At 67.1% G+C, this 21,182-nt stretch carries 17 protein-coding genes; 14 read left to right on the forward strand and 3 right to left on the reverse strand.

The genetic code is table 11. The annotated features are described in order from the left end of the window. The first annotated feature begins 526 nt into the window (after nucleotides 1-526). On the forward strand, nucleotides 527-643 hold the full coding sequence (locus tag NR810_RS53105; protein ID WP_456062049.1) for a hypothetical protein: 117 nt from the start codon (nucleotides 527-529) through the stop codon (nucleotides 641-643). A gap of 184 nt (nucleotides 644-827) precedes the next feature. Here NR810_RS53105 and NR810_RS51325 read toward each other — a convergent pair whose 3' ends face one another. Next, complete coding sequence (locus NR810_RS51325; RefSeq protein ID WP_257463501.1) at nucleotides 828-1,706, reverse strand: RNA polymerase sigma factor; 879 nt, start codon at nucleotides 1,704-1,706, stop codon at nucleotides 828-830. After that, on the reverse strand, nucleotides 1,703-2,452 hold the full coding sequence (locus NR810_RS51330; RefSeq protein ID WP_257463502.1) for an SDR family oxidoreductase: 750 nt from the start codon (nucleotides 2,450-2,452) through the stop codon (nucleotides 1,703-1,705). The genes NR810_RS51325 and NR810_RS51330 overlap by 4 nt, the downstream gene beginning before the upstream one ends. Nucleotides 2,453-2,961: 509 nt before the next feature. Here NR810_RS51330 and NR810_RS51335 point away from each other — a divergent pair. The 6 genes from NR810_RS51335 to NR810_RS51360 all read left to right on the forward strand — a co-directional run bounded on the left by NR810_RS51335 (nucleotide 2,962) and on the right by NR810_RS51360 (nucleotide 8,807). Next, nucleotides 2,962-3,660 (forward strand): helix-turn-helix transcriptional regulator, encoded by a 699-nt coding sequence (locus NR810_RS51335; RefSeq protein ID WP_257463503.1) that lies wholly within the window; start codon nucleotides 2,962-2,964, stop codon nucleotides 3,658-3,660. A 157-nt stretch (nucleotides 3,661-3,817) separates the two neighbouring features. Beyond that, entirely contained in the window at nucleotides 3,818-4,294 is a 477-nt protein-coding gene (locus NR810_RS51340) for an EVE domain-containing protein (RefSeq protein ID WP_257463504.1), read from the forward strand. A 447-nt stretch (nucleotides 4,295-4,741) separates the two neighbouring features. Beyond that, a complete protein-coding gene (locus tag NR810_RS51345) occupies nucleotides 4,742-5,233 on the forward strand; it encodes a hypothetical protein (RefSeq protein WP_257463505.1) in 492 nt (163 codons plus the stop codon). Between the two features lie 87 nt (nucleotides 5,234-5,320). Then, a complete protein-coding gene (locus tag NR810_RS51350) occupies nucleotides 5,321-6,061 on the forward strand; it encodes an alpha/beta fold hydrolase (RefSeq protein WP_257463506.1) in 741 nt (246 codons plus the stop codon). 279 nt (nucleotides 6,062-6,340) lie between these two features. Beyond that, nucleotides 6,341-7,771 carry a carotenoid oxygenase family protein gene (locus NR810_RS51355; protein WP_257463507.1) on the forward strand — a complete coding sequence of 477 codons (1,431 nt, stop codon included), beginning with the start codon at nucleotides 6,341-6,343 and terminating at the stop codon, nucleotides 7,769-7,771. A gap of 40 nt (nucleotides 7,772-7,811) precedes the next feature. Further along, entirely contained in the window at nucleotides 7,812-8,807 is a 996-nt protein-coding gene (locus NR810_RS51360; protein ID WP_257463508.1) for a helix-turn-helix domain-containing protein, read from the forward strand. An 89-nt stretch (nucleotides 8,808-8,896) separates the two neighbouring features. Here the strand turns inward: NR810_RS51360 and NR810_RS51365 are convergent, their stop codons facing one another. Next, entirely contained in the window at nucleotides 8,897-9,502 is a 606-nt protein-coding gene (locus tag NR810_RS51365; RefSeq protein ID WP_204219551.1) for a malonic semialdehyde reductase, read from the reverse strand. A gap of 79 nt (nucleotides 9,503-9,581) precedes the next feature. Between NR810_RS51365 and NR810_RS51370 the strand changes: the two genes are divergently transcribed. From NR810_RS51370 to NR810_RS51400, 7 genes are all read left to right on the forward strand, one after another. Then, nucleotides 9,582-10,490: a LysR family transcriptional regulator gene (locus tag NR810_RS51370; RefSeq protein WP_257463509.1), complete on the forward strand. Its 909-nt coding sequence runs from the start codon at nucleotides 9,582-9,584 to the stop codon at nucleotides 10,488-10,490. Between the two features lie 240 nt (nucleotides 10,491-10,730). After that, complete coding sequence (locus NR810_RS51375; RefSeq protein WP_257463510.1) at nucleotides 10,731-16,865, forward strand: AAA family ATPase; 6,135 nt, start codon at nucleotides 10,731-10,733, stop codon at nucleotides 16,863-16,865. Further along, on the forward strand, nucleotides 16,862-16,996 hold the full coding sequence (locus NR810_RS51380) for a kelch repeat-containing protein (protein WP_306819230.1): 135 nt from the start codon (nucleotides 16,862-16,864) through the stop codon (nucleotides 16,994-16,996). The genes NR810_RS51375 and NR810_RS51380 overlap by 4 nt, the downstream gene beginning before the upstream one ends. Nucleotides 16,997-17,235: 239 nt before the next feature. After that, nucleotides 17,236-17,739: an RNA polymerase sigma factor gene (locus tag NR810_RS51385; protein WP_257463511.1), complete on the forward strand. Its 504-nt coding sequence runs from the start codon at nucleotides 17,236-17,238 to the stop codon at nucleotides 17,737-17,739. Beyond that, complete coding sequence (locus NR810_RS51390; protein ID WP_257463512.1) at nucleotides 17,736-18,491, forward strand: hypothetical protein; 756 nt, start codon at nucleotides 17,736-17,738, stop codon at nucleotides 18,489-18,491. Before NR810_RS51385 ends, NR810_RS51390 begins: the two co-directional genes overlap by 4 nt. After that, nucleotides 18,488-20,074, forward strand: coding sequence for a caspase family protein (locus NR810_RS51395; protein ID WP_257463513.1), 1,587 nt, complete (start codon nucleotides 18,488-18,490; stop codon nucleotides 20,072-20,074). Before NR810_RS51390 ends, NR810_RS51395 begins: the two co-directional genes overlap by 4 nt. 106 nt (nucleotides 20,075-20,180) lie before the next feature. Then, nucleotides 20,181-20,987, forward strand: a complete 807-nt coding sequence (locus NR810_RS51400; protein ID WP_257463514.1) for a hypothetical protein — start codon at nucleotides 20,181-20,183, stop codon at nucleotides 20,985-20,987. Nucleotides 20,988-21,182: the final 195 nt, after the last annotated feature.

Genomic DNA, 21,182 nt, shown 5'->3' on the forward strand with positions numbered 1-21,182 from the left:
TCGTGTAGTCGCGCCCGGCGCGGTCCGCCAGCTCCACGACCCCGATGGGACCCAAGCGCTCGATGCCCACCAGCAGGGGGAACAGGGCCCGGTCGAGCGCGATCCCCGCGGCCTTGACCATGGCCTCATCCCGCTGCGGCCGGTTCATGGCGCTGACGATGTCCAGCAGCGCCATGTGGAGCTCCCGTATCTTGGAGCCAATATGTGCATTTTGCACATTTCTTCTTGACATCATCCCCTCCTCCCAATTATGTGCATTATACACTCATTGGGGAGCCCATGACATCCCCATTGACGACGGACGTGCTGATTTGCGGAGCAGGAGCGGCGGGTCGCCCGTCCTCGGAAGCGCTGGACTGCCCACCCGGCTCTTCAAGCTCTTCCAGGGTCCCCATTGGACGTTGCTCGGCTACGAGACGGCTCGCGACTCGGCACTCCTCCCCCCGCGCCCCCATCTGCACATCCATGCCGTCGGACCGCGTGGTGACATCGTCGATGCCCAGGGCCATTCCAGCGGGCTTACGGGGTGCAGCCGGGTGACTGGGTGCTGGTGCGGCCGGACGGCTACATCGGCGCGGTGGTCACCCAGCACGAGCTCGCGGCCCTGAACGACTACCTGGAGCGGGTTGGACTGCGCACGTGACGTGCGGGGCGGGTGCGCCCCCCGCGCCAGTCGCTGGCGAATGCCGGTGCGGGTGACGACCGACGGCTTCTCCATCTGCCCGGCGCGCGACCGCCCGTGCGGGTGGAGCATGGCTCACACCCGCACGGGTCTCCGTTCACGACGGCCATGCGACTGGCGAGGCGACCTGGTTGCGGTACTCGGTTCAGATGCTGAAGAACGTGCGGAGGGTGTCGTTGCGGAGGATTTCGTCGACCACCTTCGAGCGGCTGACCTGGAGCGGGTGCTCCAGGAAGACCCGCTGGTGGAGCTGCTCGACGGTGTCGATGACCTCCGACGACCCGCTGCGCGTGAGGGCCTCGATCCTGTCGACGTAGTCGGTGTTGAACACGAGGTGCTTCGGGTCCACCGCGCCGCTGCGCACATAGCCCCGGGTCTTCTTGTCGCACCGACAGGGGTTGGCCGCGTTGACGAGCCCACAGCGCTGGTTCATCCAGCTGTACAGGTCCTTGCGCGCCCGGGAGAGCCGAACGCGGAAGTTCCCCGGAGAGATTTCCAGCAGCTCGCCGCCGAGCTGATGGTCCACCCCGAAAAGCTCGCCGAGCACGTAGGTGATTCGCTGCTCACGGTCCAGGCACATCAACATGCCCGTCGTGCACCGAATCCGCAGCTCTTCGACCGTACCGGCGGCGTCCCGCAGCTCCTGTGGCGTCATCGCCTCGTCCGGAACCGCCGCGATCCGGGCGAAGTAGGTCTGGAAGTCGTCGGCCAGCACCTCCATCCCGCGCCGGCGGCTCTTGAGGAGGTGATTGACGGTGAGCCGGTAGAGCCAGGTCCGGAACGCACTCTCCGCACGGAAGGTGCGCAGAGAGGTGATGACCTTCACGAAGACCTCCTGGGTGAGGTCCTCGGCGTCCTCCCGCCGCCCGCACATCTTCAGCGACAGGTTGTAGACGAAGGGCTGGTGCCGGGCGACGAGCTCGCGCAGCGCGTCCTTGCTGCCGTCGACCGCGCGCGCCACGAGGCCGTGGTCGCCGTCGGTGTCGTAGCCGGGGTGGAAGGGATTCTCTTCAAGCGACGTCATACCTGGCGCAGGCCTCCGTCGACCGCGAGCTCCGTGCCCGTGACATACGACGAATCCGGTGCCGCGAGGAACAGCACGGCGCGGGCAATCTCCTCGGGGCGGCCCCAGCGCTTCACCGGAATCTGCGCGGTGATGCTCGCCCCCGCGGCCTCGAGCTGCTCGGCGGGCAGTCCCAGCTTCCCCCACAGCGGGGTCTCGATGGCGCCGGGGCACACCGCGTTGACGCGAATCCCTCGCGGTGCCAGCTCGGCGGCGGCCACGCGGACGAGCGAACGGAGCGCCGCCTTCGTCATGCTCAGCACGCTCGACCCCTCGAAGCCGATGCGGTTGAGCCACGACGTCGTCACCACCACCGACGCGCCGTCATTCAGGTGTGGGATGGCCTGCCGCAGCGTATTGAACGTCCCCTTCATGTTCACCGCGACGAGCTCGTCGAACAGCGCCTCGGTGGTGTCGGCCAGGGGCATCAGCTTCACCACCGCCGCGTTCGCGAACAGGATGTCGATTCCGCCGAAGCGCTGGCGCGTCTCCTGGAACAGGCGCTCCAGGTCGGCCCCGCGCGTCACATCCCCCCGCACCGCATGTGCGTTCGGGCCGAGCGACTTCACCGTCTCCGCCAGGCCATCCTCCGAGCGCGCGAAGACAACGACCTTCGCCCCTTCCTCCGCGAGCAGCCGCGCAGTGGCGAATCCGATTCCGCTGGTGCCCCCGGTGATGACCGCGACCTTCTGAGCGAACCTCTTCATGTGCAACCTCCCGTGTTCGAGTTGGAGGTTGGACCCACGGGCCGCCAGGGTGTTACAGCCGGAGGAGTTGGCGGCCCACGCTCTTCGAAGAATCGTGAGTGAATCCAGGCACTTCAAGTCCAGTGAGGCGTGCGGGACTGGCACATGCCGCCACTTGGACCTTGGATTTGAGCGACTCACGCTTCCACCCGGGCGAGACGGGGAGCTGGTGGTGCGCGGCGTGGTGCAGCTCGAGCGGCGCTTCCTGCTCTCGGGGTACGTGTGGCCCGCGGTGCAGGCGCGCCACGTGCTGCTGTCCCCCGAACCGGGGCAGGCTCACCGCATCGGCCCTGAACTCCGGAGTGAAACTCCGCCTCTTCCTTCGCTCCATGGACACTACCTCCCGTGTAGCCGACTTATGGGGTATGTCCACAAAACCGGGGCAGGCTCATGCGGGCGGTCGTCAGCGACTGACCGCCATCTGTGGCGAACGCGTCCGGCTCCCGCCATTTTCTGGCAGCATGGGGAGCATGTCCCGCTCCGAGCGACTGCTGCGGCTGATGCAGGTGCTGCGCCGCTACCGCCAACCCGTCAGTGCCGAGTCGCTGGCCGAAGAGCTCGGCGTGTCGGTGCGCTCCATCTATCGCGACGTGCAGACGCTCCGCTCCCAGGGAGCCTCCATCGAGGGCGAGGCCGGTGTGGGATACCTGCTGCGCCCGGGCTTCCTCCTGCCTCCGCTGATGTTCAGCGACGAGGAGCTCGAAGCCCTGGTGCTCGGCCTGCGGCTGGTCTCCGAGCACGGGGATGGCGGGCTCGGCCGGGCCTGCGTGGATGTGGTCGCCAAGCTGCGCGCCGTGCTGCCCAGGGACTTGCATTCCCTCGTGGACGACGTGTCGCTCCTGGCCGGCCCCGCGCGGGAGCGCCCACCGGACGGTGTGGACCTTGCCCTCGTGCGCCGCTCCATCCGCGAGCAGTGCAAGGCGAGCATCCGCTACCTCGACCCGCGGGGCGTCCAGAGCACCCGCACCGTCTGGCCCCTGGGCCTCGCCTTCTTCGAGCGCGCCCGCGTCGTCATCTCGTGGTGCGAGACGAGGCAGGACTTCCGCAACTTCCGCACGGACCGCATCACCTCGTGGGCCCCGCTCACCGAGCGCATCGGCCGCCCCCGCGCCACGCTGCTGCGCGAGTGGCGCGCGCGCGAGGCCATCCCCGAGCCACGGCCCGGGTGAGCGGCTCCTGACAGAAACTGGCAGTACCCCTGTGAGACGGTGTCCTTCGTCGGCACGCCGCCGACCTCGAAGGAGCCCCCATGCGCCGCCACGTCCATGAGCCCGTCGTCTCCACCCCCCCGAGGCACTCTTCCGTGCGTCACGCGGAGCAGCGCTCATGACGCGCGCCTGGGTGGGTGTCGTCTCGAGGGCGCACGTCCTGCGCGGAGTGGAGGGCGGCTTCGCCCAGCTCTGCCACGGCAAGCGCCTGCCTCTGGAGAAGATGAGCGTGGGGGACTGGCTCGTGTACTACTCGCCGAGAACGGAAATGCGCGGAGGCGAGCCGCTCCGGGCGTTCACCGCGCTGGGCCGCGTCCACGGAGCACGTACGGTGCCCTTCGACATGGGAGGCGGCTTCGTGCCCTACCGCCGGGACGTGCGCTTCGAGCGCGCCGCGCGCGAGGTGCCCCTTGCGAGGCTTGGCCAGAGCCTCGACTTCATCAGGAGCAACCCCCACTGGGGCATGCTGGCCCGCCGCGGGCACTTCGAAATCAGCTTGGAGGACCTGCGCACCATCGCGGCGGCGATGGGCGTCTCGGCCGAAGCCTTCGCGCCTGCCCCCACACCTCACGCAGGCGGCTGCCCGATGAGGTAGGTGATGGACATCCCCTTCGCGCAATGGACCCCGCTGCTCCAGCGGTACCCGTCGGAGCCGAGCCCCGTTGTCAGCTTTTCGAGGTCCGCCGGAGTCAGGACGACGTCTTCAACCACTCCGCCCCAGCCAAGAGAGCCAGGCCCCTGCCTCGCACCTCATTGGAGGGCGGCCTGGGCTGGCGTGTACCCCAAGAGGCTGCGCGGCTTGTCCACCAGCCTGGCGCACTGCTCAGCCGGCCCCGTCCGCGGCCCTCCTCGGCCCCTGTGCGCTCCTGCCCTCACCCTCTACATGGCCTCTATCCCCCCTATACGCCTGGACGGAGGAGTGGACGCTCGCGGGGAGCGACGGTCGCCTGTCCTGGGGCTGCGTGGTGATGCACACGCCGGACATCACCTCGCTGTATGACCAGATTCCCGAGGGCACGATGGTCGTGCTCTTCTGACGGCCATGGACTCGAAGGACATCCACCCGAAGTGGGTCGTGGATCTGCGGTTCGGGCATCCGGAGCGGATGGTGTGGCTCGCCTGGTACTCGTTGGCAGAGCTGTTCGAGACCATCACTGCTCTGGCGACCGAGCCCGATACCTTCTTCCGCGTCACGTTTTCGGAGGAAACGCTGGCGACGTTCCAGCGGCTCCTGACGTGCGTCGAGGAGTGTCACGCCGCCGAGGAACGCCTCGTGGCGCACCGATGCAGGATGGACGCCGCGCCGCTGGCCAGGGCCTTCAATGAGCTGCAGGCACGCGCGGCGTCCTTCGCGGCGGATCTCGAGCGGCCCGACGTGTTGCCGGGCTTCAGGCGCGCACAGCGGGAGTCACGACGCTCATTCCACGAGCTGTGTCTGGGGGTGCAGCGCGGCCTGGAGCGCGACGCCGGCCTGCGTGCTCCCCTCGACGATTGCCCGGGCCACGTGGACATCTCGCTTCACTGGGGATGGTAGCGTAGCCACGCGTTGGACGTGGAATCCTCCGTGAGCACCGCGCTCGCGCACGGGGCCATGGTGTAGCCGAGAGGGTAGGCTCGCCTCGTGAAACTCGAGACAACGATCGTGGGCAACGGCCCCCGCCGCATCGGACTGGTACATGGGCTCGGTGTCGACTCGTCCACCTGGGAGCCGTTCATCGAGCAGCTCCGCGCGGCGGGCGAGGTGACGGTTTTCGCGCCCGATCTGCGGGGCCATGGCCGCAGTCCGCGGCCGGACTCGTGGACGCTCGCCGAGTTCGCCGACGATCTCGTCGAGACCTTCCCGCGTAACCTCGACGTCGTCGTGGGACACTCGCTCGGAGGCGCGGTGCTCGCGGCGGCGGTGGAGCGGTTGCGGCCAGGCCACGCGGTGTACCTGGATCCAGGCTTCCAGCTGGGCCTGCCGACCTCCGGGCTCCGGGGTCGGTTGTTCTGGGCGGCTCCGGCCCTGACACTCGGTGTCGCCGCCCTCTTCACCGCGCGCTCGAACGCGGCGGCGCGCAAGGGCTACCCGGAGCGCACGCAGCGCCTCATCTCGGACGCGACGGCGCGCTTCGACAAGCGCATGGCGACGAGCGTCTTCCGGGACATCGCTTTCCGCCCGGTGGTCGCCGCCAGGCCCGTCGTGCCCTCCACCGTCGTGCTCTCCGCGGACAGCAAGGCCGTGTTGCCAGAGGCGCTTGCCACGGCACTGACGGGGTTCGGGTGGGATGTGCGCAGGCTGCCCCACCTGCGCCACGACATGCAGCTGCAGGATCCGTCGGCGACGTTCGTGCTCCTGCGGGACGTGCTGCTCGGCAAGTGAGCTCTGAGCTGTCCCATCACGGATGCGCTAATGGCCGGCCCCGTCCGCGGCCCTCCTCGACCCCTGTGCGCTCCAGCCCTCACCCTCTACATGGCCTCTATCCCGCCCATACCCGGGACTGACGGCAGGCAGGCTCCTCCGGATGCGCAGTCAAGAATCCCGGACGCACGCGATAACGGTGGTTCGAGCCCTGGGCGTATGAGGAGCCCGGAGCGGCGAGGAAAGCCTCACGCCGACCCCGCCGGTGCCATCCGCACCGGTCACCTCCGGAGAACCGCCATGGACCGCCGTCCTTCCATCAACCCCTACCTCATGGGCAACTTCGCGCCCATTCGCTCCGAGGATGATTTCACCCTGCAGATCAGGGGCGAGCTTCCTGCCGGGATACGCGGCACGCTCTACCGCATCGGTCCCAATCCGCAGTTCGAGCCGCGTGACCCTCACCACCACTGGTTCGCCGGCGACGGAATGGTTCATGCCTTCCACTTCGAGGGCGGCACCGTGAGCTACCGGAACCGGTACGTGCGGACTCCGAAATGGGAGTGGGAGCACGCCGCTGGACGCTCGCTGTTCGCGGGCTTCAATACGGCGCTCAATGATCCGCTTGCGCAGGGGCGGGACGCGGGTGTCGCCAATACCAACATCCTCCACCACGCCGGCCGGCTGCTGGCGCTGAACGAGTCCTATCCTCCCTTTGAAGTCGCCCACGGGAGCCTGGAGCCTTGTGGCTATGTTTCCGGCCCTGGAGGACGCGTCACCGCGCATCCCAAGGTCGACCCCCGGACCGGGGAATTGGTCTGGTTCGCCTACGACGTCGGTGAAGCGCCGTTGAGTGCCACGGTCCGCTATGGGGTGACGGATGCCAGGGGCAGGGTCATCCGACGGGACGACTTCCAGGCGCCCTACTGCTCCATGATGCATGACTTCCTGGTGACCGAGCACCACGTCCTGTTCCCGGTCCTGCCGCTGACCGGAAGCGTGGAGCGGGCCGCGCGGGGCCTTCCGGCCATTGCCTGGGAACCCTCGCGCGCCGCCTATGTCGGCGTGATGCGCCGGGATGCCGACGTGTCGACGCTGCGCTGGTTCAACACCGAGGCGTGCCACGTCTTCCATCCAATGAACGCCTGGGAAGCGGACGGCAGGCTCTTCGCGGATGTCTTCCGTTATGACGCGGCTCCGATGTTCCCCCTGGCTGATGGCACTGCCGGCCCCCATGGAATGGCCCGCCTCTGGCGCTGGACCTTCGACCTGTCGGGCGCTTCGGACACCATTCGACAGGAGCCCATCGACGACCTGGAGGGTGAGTTTCCACGCTTCGATGAGCGCCGGACGGGCCTGCCCTACCGCCACGGCTGGTATGGCGCGGACCTCCACGGTGAGAACACCTGCGAGCCATTGCGCCTCAACGCCCTTGTCCACCTGGACGTGAAGACGGGCCAGCGGCAGGTGTATGCTCTCCCTCGCGGAGACCTCGTCTCGGAGCCCGTGTTCATCCCTCGCTCCGCCACTGCCGCGGAGGGAGACGGGTGGCTCACCGCGGTGGTGTGGCGGGCCGCGGAGAATCGCAGCGACCTGCTGGTCTTCGAAGCGCTGGGCATCGGCCGCGGCCCCATCGCGACCGCGGCCGTGCCACGGCGTGTCCCCTTCGGGTTCCATGGAAACTGGGTGGTGGACGCTTCCGCGCCACGCCCTGGTGCCCAGGAGGCTTGACGGGACGCCGGGGGTCGCGCAGAAAGAGGCCCGGTACCCCTTGACGACGCCCCCACTGCCCATTGCCCGCTTCTCGACGGAGGCACTGCCCGAGGCGGAGCGCTTCGGGGCGTGGCACGACGCCATGTCGGCGCTGTACGAGGTCTCTCCCTCCACGGACGCGGCCCGGGGCCGGTTCCGTGCCAGGGCCACCTGCATCCAGCTCGGACCGATGATTCTGGGCACCATGCGCGCGGATGCGCTGGCGTATGAGCGCTCGCCCGCAAGAATCCGCTCGGACTCGCTCGACCATTTCATCCTGGGATTGGCCGACGGGGAGGTGCTGATCCAGGACCTGGGTCAGCCGCTGTCCCTGCCGATGGGGCCCCTGTCGGGCGCCTGCATTGTCCTGCCCCGGAGCATGATGGCCCAGGTGCTGCCCGCGACCGAGACGCTGCATGGTGCCCGGCTGACGGGCGGAATGGCGCGGTTGCTCCTGGAGCACACGCAGTCCCTGATTCGTGCCGCGCCTGCGCTGACGGCCAGCCAGGCGCCGCAACTGGCCCGCGCTACCCAGCAGGTCATCGCGGCGTGTCTGATGCCGACACGGGCGACCCTCGGTGGAGTCCGACCACACCTCCAGGCCACGGCGCTGGTGCGCGCACGGCGCTTCATCGAGCGGAACCTGACGGAGCCGGACCTCTCGTCGGCGCGAATCAGCGCGGCCGTGGGAGTCTCGCGCTCGGTCCTCTACGAGCTCTTCGCGCCATTCCAGGGGGTCGCACGATACATCCTGGGGCGTCGCCTCGAGCGCATCCACTCCGCCCTGGCGGACTCCGGTGAGCACCGCCGTATCGCGGACGTCGCATCGGAATTCGGGTTGATGAACGAGGCCCACTTCAGCCGGGTCTTCCGGAAGCGATTCGGCTATGCGCCAAGGGAGATTCGCGGCACGGGGTTGGGAAGGCCGGTGCAGCCCCGTGCTCGGGGCGCAGGCGCCGAGACCAGGTCTCAGCGCCTGGAGTTCCCGATATGGGTCGAGCAGCTGCGTGAGTAGACGACGTCCCGGTCCGGCGCATGGCCCGAGCTGCCGCATCTGAAGCTGGTGACACCGTCTCAGGAGAGCCGTCGGCTTCCGCGCGGCGCTCAAACAATCGTGCAAACCTCCTCGAAAGACAGGCGCGGTCCCCGCGGGTAGAGCTTCGAACTGTCACCATACCCGATCGTGCAGATGAAGTTCGATTTGAGGTTCGTGCCCGCGAAGAAGACCTTGTCCACCTCCGCATTATAAAAGCCTGACATGGGGCAGACATCCAAGCCAAGCGCGCGGGCCGCGAAAATCAAGTAGGCTCCCTGGAGGGAGCTGTTGCGAAAGGCCGTGTCGTAGCTGAACCTGGGATCATTGACAAAGAAAGGCCTCGCATCATAGCTCGGAAAGAGCCGGGGCAGGTCTTCGTAGAACTTCTCATTGTAAGCAATGATTGCCGTCACGGGGGCCGATTTCACCTGCTCGATGTTGGACCCCATCAAGGCTGGATAGAGCCTGGCCTTCTCCGATTCACTCCGCACGAACACGATCCTCGCCGGTGCGGAGTTCACCGACGTGGGTCCCCACTTCATCAGCTCGTAGAGTTCCCGCAGGGTCTGCTCCGAGACGGGCTTGTTCTGCCAGAAATGATGGGTGCGGGCTTCGGTAAAGAGCTGCTGGATGGATTCCTTCGCAATGGTCCTGGTCATCGGGGTCTCGTTCATTTGATACCCCCATTCTTGGCCCGGCAGACCCCATTGAGAAGAGCGAAGAATCCCAATATATTTTCCGGATAGGCGAAAGATGAATCCGGACTTGAATGCAGCGATGATCTTCGTGAACGTGGTGAGGGCGGGAAGCTTCAGCAAGGCCGCTCGGAGCCTCGGTCTCTCCGTCTCCACCGTGAGTGACCGGGTGGTTGGCCTGGAAAAGGCCCTGGGGGTGAGCCTCCTGACCCGAACCACCCGGAAGTTGAAACTGACGGACGAGGGTGCCGCCTTTTTCAAGGAATCCGAAGCCGCGCTCCAGACCCTGCTGGGTGCCTTCGAAGGAGCCACGGCGGCCCGGCAGCAACCCACCGGTACCTTGAGGATCACCGCGCCCGCGGATATTCCTCACTCGGAGATATCCGCTGCCGTCATCGAGTTTCGGGAGAAGTATCCTCAGGTCAAGGTGGAGACCCACATCAGCAATCGCTACGTAGACCTCATCACCGAGGGATTCGATATCGCCATCCGGGGAGGGCACCTGGAGGATTCCGGCCTGCGCTCCAAGCGCCTCGGGGTGGGAAACCTGGTCCTGGTGGCGAGCTCTCGCTATCTCCAGGGAGCCCCGGCCATTCAGCACCCACGAGACCTCACGGCTCATCCGTGCATCGGCTTTGTGAGCAAAGAGGGAAACAAGGGCAACATGCTGTGGCACCTTCGCTCGGCGAGCGGAGAGACCATCCGGTTGAAGCCTGATTTCGTGGTCTCATCTACGTCCTTCGCCTGGATCCTGAGCCTCGTGAGGCGCGGGGCGGGATTGGCCCTGGTGCCCCAACCGCTGCTGAAGGAAGACTTCGCCAGGAAGAGGCTCGTCCGGGTACTTCCGGATTGGGCCACGGAGTATGCGCCGGTGCACCTTGTCTACCCTCCTCAACGCTTTTCTTCGCCCAAGGTGAGGGAAATGATCCCCATCCTGGAGAGGCACTTGCGCGAACTGTTTGCGTAGAGCCGCTCGGCCGCCCTGCTGAAGAGCCACGCCGTCAGGCATCGGCGCACTGCTCAGCCGGCCCCGTCCGCGGCCCTCCTCGGCCCCTGTGCGCTCCAGCCCTCACCCTCTACATGGCCTCTATCCCGCCTATACGCCCAACGTGTTCAACGTCCAGGCGGTGACGCGGTTGAATGGCTCGGCCAGTGCTCCGCGGCCGTCGAAGTAGAGTGGCACCGAGGTAGTTATTACCTTTCCGGCATGCCCGTCGGCCTGCCTGTCCTCCAGGGATACACTGCCACCGAAGCGCTTCAGAAAGGGGCCTCGAGCCTCGTCTACCGCGCGTTGAGGGAGCTGGATGGGCGGCCGGTCACGCTCAAGATGCCCCTCTCCGAGCACCCGGCCCGCCGGGAGCTCGAGCGACTGAAGAACGAGTACGAGGTTGGGAAGAAGGTGGGGGGCCCGGCCGCGGTGAGACCGTATGCCCTGGAGCGCAGCCGGGACCGGCTGGTCCTGGTCCTGGAAGATTTTGGCGGCCTTCCCCTCGCTCAACTCCTCGGCACTCCCATGGAGCCCGGGCGCTTCCTCCAGCTCGCCATCCGAATCACTCGAGCCCTCGCCGAGGTCCATCGGCATGGCGTCGCGCACAGGGACCTCAAGCCCCAGAACATCCTCATCCACCCCGAAACGGGCGAAGTGAAGCTCACGGGCTTCGGGAGCGCCTCCCTCCTCCCCCGGGAATACCAGGAGGTGCTGAACCCTCGGCTCATCGAAGGCTCTCTCCCCTATCTGTCTCCCGAGCAGACGGGAAGGATGAATCGGGCCGTCGATTACCGCAGCGACCTGTACTCGCTCGGCGTCATCCTCTTCGAGATGCTCACCGGGACCCTGCCCTTCCATGCCTCGGATCCCCTGGGTTGGATCCACTGCCACATCGCCAGGCCTCCGCCGAGTCCTTCCGACATCATCCCCGTGATTCCCGAGGCGCTCTCGTCGATCGTCCTCAAGCTGCTGTCCAAGATGGCCGAGGAGCGCTACCAGAGCGCGCCTGGCCTGAAGTTCGACCTGGAGAGGTGTCTCGAGCAGTGGACGGCACACGGGTCCATCGCGCGCTTCCCTCTCGGGGCTCACGACGTCTCGGAACGCTTCCAGATTCCGCAGAAGCTCTACGGCCGCGAGGAGGAGGTCGCCTCCCTGATGGACGCCTTCGCGCGGGTCGTCTCCCGCGGCGCCCCCGAGCTCCTGCTCGTCTCCGGATACTCCGGCATCGGAAAATCCTCTCTGGTCCGCGAGCTGCACAGACCCATCGTGAGGGCGAGAGGGTTCTTCCTCTCGGGCAAGTTCGACCAGTTCAAGCGTGACACTCCCTACGCCACGATCGCACAGGCCCTCCGTGAGCTCGTGCAGCAACTCCTCACCGAGGACGAAGAGAGGATCGCGGACTGGAAGCGGCGAATCCAGGGCGCCGTGGGGCTCAACGGACAGCTCCTCATCGAGGTCGTGCCCCAGATCGAGCTCATCATCGGCAAGCAGCCGCCCCTGCGGGAGCTGCCGCCGCTCGAGGCGCAGCACCGCTTTCATCGGGTCTTCCAGCAGTTCATGGAGGTGTTCACCCGCCAGGAGCACCCTCTGGCCCTCTTCCTCGATGACCTCCAGTGGGCCGATGCCGCCAGCCTGCGGCTGCTCCATTACCTTCTCACCCAACCGGAGACCCGGTACCTCCTGGTGATTGGCGCCTACCGGGACAACGAGGTCAGTCCTTCCCACCCCTTGATGCTGACCCTGAGCGAGCTCCGTCAGGCGGGAGCGGCCGTGAACGAGCGTGTCCTCTCGCCACTCTCCGTCGAGCACCTCAACCTGCTCATCGCCGACACCCTGCACCAGGAGCCACGCCATACCTATACCCTGGCCCAGCTCATCCAGGAGAAGACGCAGGGAAACCCCTTCTTCGCCACCCAATTCCTGACAATGATTTATCAGGAGGGGCTGATTGAGTTCGATCGGACGGAGGCGGCATGGCGGTGGGACATCAACCAGATCCGAACCAAGCGCTATACGGACAACGTCGTCGAGCTGCTGGTGGAGAGGCTCAAGCGCCTCCCGGACTCGACCCGGAACGCGTTGATGCTCGCCGCCAGTGTCGGCGAGCGCATCGAGACCAGGCTGCTCGCGGTGATTCGCGACATGCCGGAGGAGGAGCTCCATCGGGAGATGTGGGAGGCCGTCCGGGAAGGACTGATGCTGAGGATGGGGGAGAGCTATCAATTCCTTCACGACCGGGTCCAGCAGGCGGCCTATTCCCTGCTCCCCGAGGACCAGCGAAGCGAGGTGCACCTGCGAAGCGGCCGTCTCCTGCTGTCCCATCTCCCACCAGCGGAGGTCGAGGAGAGGGTCTTCGCAGTGGTGGACCAGCTCAACCGCGGTGCCTCCGCCGTCGTCTCCCCCGAAGAGAAGGAGCGGCTCGCGAGCCTCAATCTCCTGGCCGGGAGGAAGGCCAAGGCCTCCACCGCGTACCGCTCCGCCGTCAAGTATCTGTCCGCCGGCGTGACGCTGCTCACCAGGGGCTGCTGGGAGGAGCAGTACGCACTGGCGTATGCGCTGCACGAGGAGCTGGCGGAGTGCGAGTACCTCAGCGGCGGCACCGAAGAGGCGGCGCGGCTGTTCACCCGGGTCATCGAACGGGCCAGGACGCGGGTCGACAAGGCCACGGCCTATTGCGGCCTGATCAATCTCCATGTCACGAAATCGGAGAACGAGAGAGCCGTCGGCACCGCCCTGGAAGGCCTCGAGCTCTTCGGTATCCGCATGTCGCCCCACCCCAACTGGAGTGAGGTCGAAGTGGAATATGGGAAGATCTGGGTGAGCCTGGGCGGCCGTTGCATCGAGGAGCTCCTCGAGCTCCCCCTCATGACGGACCTCGAGATACAGGCTGCCGTGAGGGTGCTGGCGGCCCTGTTGCCCGCGGCAGCTTTCACGGACTACAGGCTGCTCCACCTCCTCCTCTGCCACATGGTGAACCTCAGCCTCCGGCATGGCATCACTGACGCCATGCCCCATGGCTACGCCTGTTTCGGCTCCATCCTCGGCCCCACCTTCCACCGCTACCAGGACGGCTATCGCTTCGTGAGGGTGGCCTGCGACCTCGTCGAAAAGCACCACTACCTCGCCGTCAAGGCCAAGGTTCTTTACTTCATGGGGAAGATCACCTTCTGGAATCGGCCGCTCCCCGAGGCGCTCGGCTATTACAAGACCGCATTCCAGGTCAGCATCGAGACGGGTGACCTGGCCCACGCCTGTTACTGCAGCAACACCATCCTCACGACCCTGCTCACCCAGGGCGTCCCCCTGAGCGAGGCCTACCGCGAGTCCGAGGTGCGGCTGGACTTCGTGCGCAAGGCCAAATACCAGGGTATCGGCGATGTCATCGTCAGCACCCAACGCTTCATCCGGAACATGCGAGGGTTCACCCGAACCTTCTCGACCTTCACCGACGAGAGGTTCAGCCAGGAGGAATTCGAGGCCCGGCTGGCCGAGAGCCGGGGGACCGCGATGATTTGTCTATACAACATCCTCAAGCTGCGGGCCCGCTTCATGTCAGGCGATTATGAGGAGGCTCTCGCGGCGGCGTCCCGGGCGAGAGAGTTCCTGTGGGCAACTTTTTCCCACCTCCTGATACATGATTACCATGTCTACGACGCACTCACCCTGGCCGCCTTGCATGACAAGGTTCCACCGGATGAGCGTGCGAGCCTTCTGGAGACGCTCACCGCCCATCAGCGGCAGCTCCAGGAGTGGGCGGAGAACCGTCCCGAGACGTTCTTCAACACCTCCGCGCTGGTTTCGGCGGAGCTCGCCCGCCTCCTCGGGAGAGACCTGGAGGCCATGCATCTGTACGAGGCCGCGATCCGGTCAGCGCAGGAGAACGGCTTCGTCCAGAACGAGGGCCTCGCCTACGAGCTGGCCGCCCGGTTCTACCTCCAGCGGGGATTCGAGGACTTCGCCCGCGCCTATCTCCGGAGAGCCCGAGCCTGCTACGAGCGCTGGGAGGCCGACGGGAAGGTCCGGCAGCTCGACGAGCGCTACCCGGAGCTGGTGGAGCAGCCCGTGCTCCCCCTGTCCGGTACGGTCATGGCTCGCCCGGAGCAGCTGGACCTGCTCTCGGTGATGAAGGCCTCTCAGGCCATCTCCGGGGAGATCGTCCTGGAGCGGCTCCTGGAGACCCTGATGCGCGTCCTCCTCGAGCAGGCGGGTGCCCAGACGGGCGTCCTGATGCTGTGCCGCGGAGAGGAGCTGTCCATCTGCGCCGAGGCGTGGCTCGAGAGGGGGGAGGTCGTGGTCCGGCTCTTTCCTTCGGCGCCCTCGGCTCGGGCTCCGCCCCAATCCCTCATCAACTACGTGAAGCGGACCCGGGAGCGGGTCATCCTGGGGGATGCGTCCGCCCCGGGGCTGTCTGGCTCGGACGACCCCGCCGCGCCGAGGAGGCCCCGCTCCGCTCTGTGCCTGCCCATCTTGAGGCAGGGCGAGCTGGTGGCGCTCCTGTACCTGGAAAACAACCTGGCGCGGAACGCCTTCTCCTCGGACCGGATGGCGACGCTCGACCTCCTGGCTTCCCAGGCCGCCATCTCCCTCGAGAACGCCAGGCTCTATTCCGAGGTGAAGGAGGAGAGCCGCGAGCGCAAACAGGCGGAGGCGGCCGCCTCGGAGCGGGCGGCGGCGCTGGCCCGTTCGGAGCATGCGCTCCATGCCAAGAGCCAGCTCCTCGAGTCCATCGTCGCGAGCATGGGCGAAGGCGTGGCGGTGGCGGACGAGAGCGGGCGGCTCGTGCTCGTCAACCCGGTGGCGGAACAGATCGTGGGAATCGGTGTGACGGACACACCCCCCGGGCAATGGCCGGGGAGCTATGGCATCTACCTGCAAGACCAGGTCACGCCCTACCCAACCGAGGCTCTGCCGCTCGTCCGGGCCATCCGGGGCGAGGCCGTGGACAGGGCGGAGCTCTTCATGCGTCACCCCGCGAGGCCGAAGGGAGTGTGGTTGCTCGTGACCGCGCGCCCGCTCAAGGACGACCTCGGCATCCTCCGGGGAGGGGTCGCCGTCATCAGTGACGTGACCGGCGTCAAGGAGGCGGAGGAGACGCTGCGCAGAAGCCAGCACCAGCTCCAGTTCCTGGCCAATGCCAGCCGGGAGCTGGGGACCTCGCTCGACTACGAGACCACGTTCCAGCGAATCGCCAGGCTCGCGGTCCCCGAGCTGGCGGACCTGTGCATCGTCTTCGCGCCCGGCGAGAGCGGGCAGCACCAACCGGTGGCGGTGGCCGATGTCCTCCCGTCTCGGGCCCAGCACGTGCGCGAGTTCCTCCAGCGCCATCCACTGGATGCCAGCGCCTCGACCGGCCCGCACCGGGTGATACGCACCGGCCAGCCGGAGCTCTTCCCGGGGATGCCCGGGCTCCTGGGGCTGCCCATCCCGGTGGAGGATCGGTGGAATGCACTGAGGGAGCTGGAGGGGAAACCATCCATCTGCGTGCCGCTTGGGGCGAGGGGGCGCTGCCTTGGCGTGCTGTCGCTGCTCTCCGCTCGGCCGGGCCGTCGATATGGCCCCGCCGACCTGGCATTGGCGGAGGAGCTGGGACGCCGAGCGGCGTTCGCCCTCGACAATGCCCTGCTCTACCGCGAAGCCCAGGAGTCCATCCGGGTCAGGGACGAATTCCTGTCAATCGCCTCGCATGAGCTCAAGACGCCCCTCACCTCCATGAAGCTGCGCGCCCGGCACCTGGAGCTCACCCTCGCGCGCCAGTCTCTGGAGCCACAGCTCGGCGGCACGGTCTCGAGAATGCTCGAGACGTTCGGTGACCAGTTGCAGCGGTTGGCGCAGCTGGTCGAGCAGCTCCTCGATGTCTCCCGCATCGACATGGGGCGGCTCGAGCTGCACCTGGAAGAAGTCGATCTCTCCGCCATCGCGCGGGGGGTCACGGACCGCCTCGCCGAGCCGCTCGAGAGAGCCGGATGCACTCTGGAGCTGGTGCTCGAGGGCTCCGTCGTCGGGGAGTGGGACAGGCTTCGCCTCGAGCAGGTCATGGTGAACCTGCTCACGAATGCCATCAAGTACGGAGCCCATCGCCCCATCCGGATGAAGGTGTGGAGCGAGGGTGACAGGGCGTTGCTGCGGCTCGAGGACCGCGGGATAGGCATTCCCAAGGAGGACCAGACGCGGATCTTCGAGCGTTTCGAGCGCGCCGCCTCGCACAATTACGGCGGCCTCGGCCTCGGGCTCTTCATCGCGCGGCAGATCGTCCAGGCGCACGCCGGGGGAATCTGGGTAGAAAGCGAGCCCGGGAAGGGGTCGACGTTCTTCGTCGAGCTCCCGCGAAGCTTCACTGGGAGAGCACGGAGATGATGGGCTCGGCTCGCGCGTGGCACACCGCCGTCCTGCTGCCCACGGGTGAGGTGCTGGTGGCGGGCGGCTCCTCGGCGAGTACCACGCTCTCCTCGGCCGAGCTGTATGACCCGGCCACCAACACATTGTAGCTGCCGTAGTGGCCAACGGGTGCGTGGGACGCCTCGACACGTCCCCGCGGGGCTGACTCCCGGATGATTCTGCCATCGCGTCAGGTAGTCGGAGCGGAGATATCGGGGGCTCTGGGGCCCTGATTCAGATCGCTGTTCCCATTTTCTGGCTCTTGGACTGTCTTTCCCGTGTAGGAGAGCGTCTTGAATGCGAGTGCCCGAAAAATCTCCGTCACCCTACCCGCCCGGAGTCCCACGGCATGGATGACGCATGGCTGGCGCGGCTGTACGAGCAGTACGGCTACCTGGTGCACCGGCGCTGCCTCCAATTGGTACGCCGCCCGGAGGATGCCGAGGATGCCTTGCAGGAGACCTTCCTGCGGGTGCGACGCTATGGCCCGCCACGGGAGGAGGGCTCCCTGCTCGCGTGGCTCTACACCGTCGCCGCGCGCTGCTGCTTCGATCTGATAGAGCGGCGCGGACGCGAGCCCGTGGCCGAGCAGGCCCAGCTCGCCACCCTGGAGACGCACGGCCAGGGTTCTCCCGATGACGCCGACCAACGGGCTCTGCTGGGCGTGGCGCTGCGGCAACTCGACGGCAAAACGCGCACCATCGGCGTGCTGCACTTCCTGGACGGCTACACCCAGGAGGAGGTTGCCGAACAGACGGGCTACTCCCGCCGCACGGTGGGCAAGAAGCTCAAGCTGTTCGAGGAACGCATCCGCCAGCTCTGGCAGGGACACCGAACCGAGGAGCTCCCATGAGCCCGCCACTTCCCCCTTCTCTCCGAGGCCCCGGGTGTCCGCCCGCGGCGGTGCTCGAAGCCCTGAGTGCCGGTGAATCCGCACCCCAGGCCACCCTCTCCCACGTGGAAGGTTGTCCCTCCTGCGGTGGACAACTCGCGGCCCTTACGAAGAACCGTGACGCCTTCCTGCGCGCACGCCCCACGGAGCGCTTCCTGAGCCAGCTCGATCGTCACGCCGCCACCCGGCCGGCTCCGGTCTTCTGGCGCCGTCTCTTCCCCGTGCTGGCCGTATGCGTGCCGGTGCTCGCGCTGGTGGTGCTTGCGCCGCGCCTCCTCCCGCAGCAGACGGGGGTGCACTTCAAGGGCAACGAATTCAAGGTGGTGGCAGCCCGGGGGAAAGGCACTCCCGAGCTGCTCGGTCCGGATAGCCAGGTACGGACCGGGGATGCGCTGCGCTTCGCGTACGAGGCGCCCGAGGCCGGCCACCTGCTGGTGCTGGAACTGGACGGCCGTGGCGTGGCGAACGTCTTCCATCCCTTCGGAGGCAAGGCCTCGGTACCCTTGCCAGCGCTGCAGCGGGACTTCCTTCCGGGGAGCGTGGTCCTCGATGATGCGCCCGGCCCGGAGTGGCTCTTCGCCGTCTTCTCCCCTCGCCCGCTGGACGCCGAGCCCCTGCTCGTCCAGCTCCGGGCACAGGCGGGACGCGCGCAACCCACGCTCTCCTGCCCCGACTGCCGGGTGAGCGTGCTCCGCCTCCAGAAACCGAAATGACGAAACCTCCGCTGCATTCGTTGCTCCTCCGCCTATCGGCGGTGCTGCTCCTCCTGCTGCCCGCCCGCGCTTCGGCCGAGACGGTCCGCCTGCTGGTCTCCATCGGCGCCAACGTGGGTGCTCCAGATGACGCGGTGCTCAGCTTCGCGGACGATGACGCGGAGCGCGTCCGGCGGCTGTTCATCGAGCTGGGCGGTGTGCGCACCGATCGCGCCTACCTTCTCGTGGACCCGACGGCCACGGCCGTGCGCCAGCGGCTGGCGGAGGTCGCCGGCCGCATCGCCGAGCTCCGCTCCGCTGGCAACGACGTGGTCCTGGTGGTCTACATCTCCTCGCATGCCAGGGCCGGCGTGCTGCATCTGGCCGGTACCGGACTGCCACTCGCCGAGCTGCGCGACACCACCCGGCAGATCGGCGCGCGGCTGGCCGTGGTCATCGTGGACGCTTGCGAGAGCGGGACCCTGGCCCAGCGCAAGGGAGGCACCGCCGCGCCCGCCTATGACGTGTCGCTCGAGCGGCTACCGCTCCAGGGCCAGGTGATCATCTCCTCGAGCGGGCCGGGAGAGAGCTCCGAGGAATGGGACTCCCTCAAGGGCTCGCTCTTCACCCACCACCTGCTCACCGGCCTGCGAGGGGACGCGGACGCCGAGGGGGACGGCAAGGTGTCGCTCTCCGAAGCGTACGCCTATGCCTACCGGCGCACGGTGGCGGGCTCCAGCAGCGCGGGGCAACACCCGGCCTACGCCTGGGATTTGTCGGGCACGGGCGAGCTCATCCTCACCGAGCCCGAGGTCGCGCGCAGCGCACTCATCTTCCCGGCCGCGGCCTCCGGGCGCTTCGTGGTCGCGAGCCAACCACGAGCGGACGTGATGGCCGAGGTGGACAAGCAGTCCGGGCGACCTCTTCGGCTCGCGGTCCCCCCGGGCCGCTACCTCGTGCGCAAGCGCGCGGGGGAGAGCACCGGCCTCCTGGAGGTGGAGCTGCCCTATGGAGGCCAGCGCCAGATCCAGGAGGACAAGCTCGTCTGGCGGCGCTTCACGGAGGTGGCGTTGAAGGGCGGGTACGTGGCGCTGCGCAACTCCGCGCTGATGGGCCTGGCGCGGATGGAGAGCGCCCCCATAAGCGGTTCGGGCCTCCGCTTCGCGGGTGGGCTCGGCTATCGCCACACCTGGGGCTCGTGGTGGGCGCTGGGGACACTCACCGCAACCGGCGCGTCCTACCGGGGCGTGGCGCTCGACATCACCGAGCGAGCGTTCGGTCTCGGTGCCTCCGGTGGGTACCGCTGGATGCAGTGGGCGCTCGTGCCGCACCTGGGCCTTTCGGTGGAGCTCACCGGAATGCGGCAATCCCTGCACCGCGATGACGAGGAGGAGATCCAGGAGAACCTCGGTGGGGCCCCCCTCGCGCCGCTCCATGCGCTCGGTGTGGCCGTGGGGCCCGTGGCCGGAGTGGAGCTCCCCCTGTGGGGCCGATCCTTCGCGCTCGTCCAGGGTCAGCTGCTGTTGCGCTATCTCCCCTCTCGGCGGCAGCCTTCCGTGCGCGCCGCGGGGCTCGTCTCCGCGGGAGCCGGCTGGCGGTTCTGAAATAAATCAGAAAAGGCGGTTCCCATTTTCGGGGGCTCGTCCGGTTCCTCCATCAAGAGCGCCCCACTGCCGGGGCCCTCGCACTCGAAAGACCCTGGAGGACACCATGAAGTCGAACTCGCGCATCACTCGGGGACTGCGGCTCGCCCTGCTCTTCGCCGCCTCCGCCTGTGGAGACAACACTCCGGCGGAAGAAACCAGGGAGCCGGCTCCCGTGCAGCCCCAGCAGCCAGCTCTTGTGGAAGCCCAGAACCTGGCTCCCGTGGACCCCGTTGCCCTACAAGAGCCCCTGCTCACCCTGAAGGGCACGCTGACCCTGGACCCCAGCGTCACCTTGTACAGACCCGTGCGCCTCGCGCTGGCCTGGTACCCATGCCTGCTCGATTGCCCGTATAAACCCAAGTGGATCTCCGCGCCCCTGACCATCGCCACCGAGGAGGTGGTCTTCCAGGGCAACTTCCCCGCGGACTTCCAGTTTCGCGTCTACCAGCCACCTCCGGACGAGGCGCTGTCGGCGCCCTTTGAGCCAGACCTCACCACCCGGGGCGCGATCGGAGTCCTGCTCGCGTACCAGGACGTGAATGGTAATGGGAAGCTCGACACCATTCCCATCAACGGCTCGCCCATCGACCGGATCCTCGGCACCTCGATACCCTATCTGGATGACGCTTCACCGGCCTACACGATCCTCTACCTGGACTCGGACCTGGAAGACGCTCCCTCGTTCAAGAAGGGCTTCAACCTCTGGGACAAGAGGAACGACGACAACGGACCCATGCCGCTGTCCACTTCCATCCCGATGCGGATCACCAAGGGCGGTTCGTTCTTCGACGTGTTCGTGTGCGAGGGAGTCTGGCCCGAAAGCGGCCCCAGGCCGTCGCCGCGACAGTGCGGTCTCAATCTCAGCTACTGAGCAGCGATTCCCCTGGAGGACCTGAGCCATCCCCTCATCTTTCGATCGAAAGACCCAAGCGAAAAAATGGCTCTTCTGCACAGTCCGTGGGTTGGAGGACAAACCGATCGGGCAGCAGAGCATAAAACGCGCACGGAGAGACGGAAGACGTCGCGGGTTCCGAGACAGTGGCGACCATCGGCGGCGTGATGATTC

Source organism: Archangium lipolyticum (assembly GCF_024623785.1).
Taxonomy (GTDB): domain Bacteria; phylum Myxococcota; class Myxococcia; order Myxococcales; family Myxococcaceae; genus Archangium; species Archangium lipolyticum.

Excerpts from the sequence above, each read along its gene's own strand:
- NR810_RS51325 (WP_257463501.1), bottom strand. The coding sequence starts at position 1,706 with ATGACGTCGCTTGAAGAGAATCCCTTCCACCCCGGCTACGACACCGAC.
- NR810_RS51330 (WP_257463502.1), bottom strand. The coding sequence starts at position 2,452 with ATGAAGAGGTTCGCTCAGAAGGTCGCGGTCATCACCGGGGGCACCAGC.
- NR810_RS51335 (WP_257463503.1), top strand. The coding sequence starts at position 2,962 with ATGTCCCGCTCCGAGCGACTGCTGCGGCTGATGCAGGTGCTGCGCCGC.
- NR810_RS51340 (WP_257463504.1), top strand. The coding sequence starts at position 3,818 with ATGACGCGCGCCTGGGTGGGTGTCGTCTCGAGGGCGCACGTCCTGCGC.
- NR810_RS51345 (WP_257463505.1), top strand. The coding sequence starts at position 4,742 with ATGGACTCGAAGGACATCCACCCGAAGTGGGTCGTGGATCTGCGGTTC.
- NR810_RS51355 (WP_257463507.1), top strand. The coding sequence starts at position 6,341 with ATGGACCGCCGTCCTTCCATCAACCCCTACCTCATGGGCAACTTCGCG.
- NR810_RS51365 (WP_204219551.1), bottom strand. The coding sequence starts at position 9,502 with ATGAACGAGACCCCGATGACCAGGACCATTGCGAAGGAATCCATCCAG.
- NR810_RS51370 (WP_257463509.1), top strand. The coding sequence starts at position 9,582 with ATGAATCCGGACTTGAATGCAGCGATGATCTTCGTGAACGTGGTGAGG.
- NR810_RS51375 (WP_257463510.1), top strand. The coding sequence starts at position 10,731 with ATGCCCGTCGGCCTGCCTGTCCTCCAGGGATACACTGCCACCGAAGCG.
- NR810_RS51380 (WP_306819230.1), top strand. The coding sequence starts at position 16,862 with ATGATGGGCTCGGCTCGCGCGTGGCACACCGCCGTCCTGCTGCCCACG.
- NR810_RS51385 (WP_257463511.1), top strand. The coding sequence starts at position 17,236 with ATGGATGACGCATGGCTGGCGCGGCTGTACGAGCAGTACGGCTACCTG.
- NR810_RS51390 (WP_257463512.1), top strand. The coding sequence starts at position 17,736 with ATGAGCCCGCCACTTCCCCCTTCTCTCCGAGGCCCCGGGTGTCCGCCC.
- NR810_RS51395 (WP_257463513.1), top strand. The coding sequence starts at position 18,488 with ATGACGAAACCTCCGCTGCATTCGTTGCTCCTCCGCCTATCGGCGGTG.
- NR810_RS51400 (WP_257463514.1), top strand. The coding sequence starts at position 20,181 with ATGAAGTCGAACTCGCGCATCACTCGGGGACTGCGGCTCGCCCTGCTC.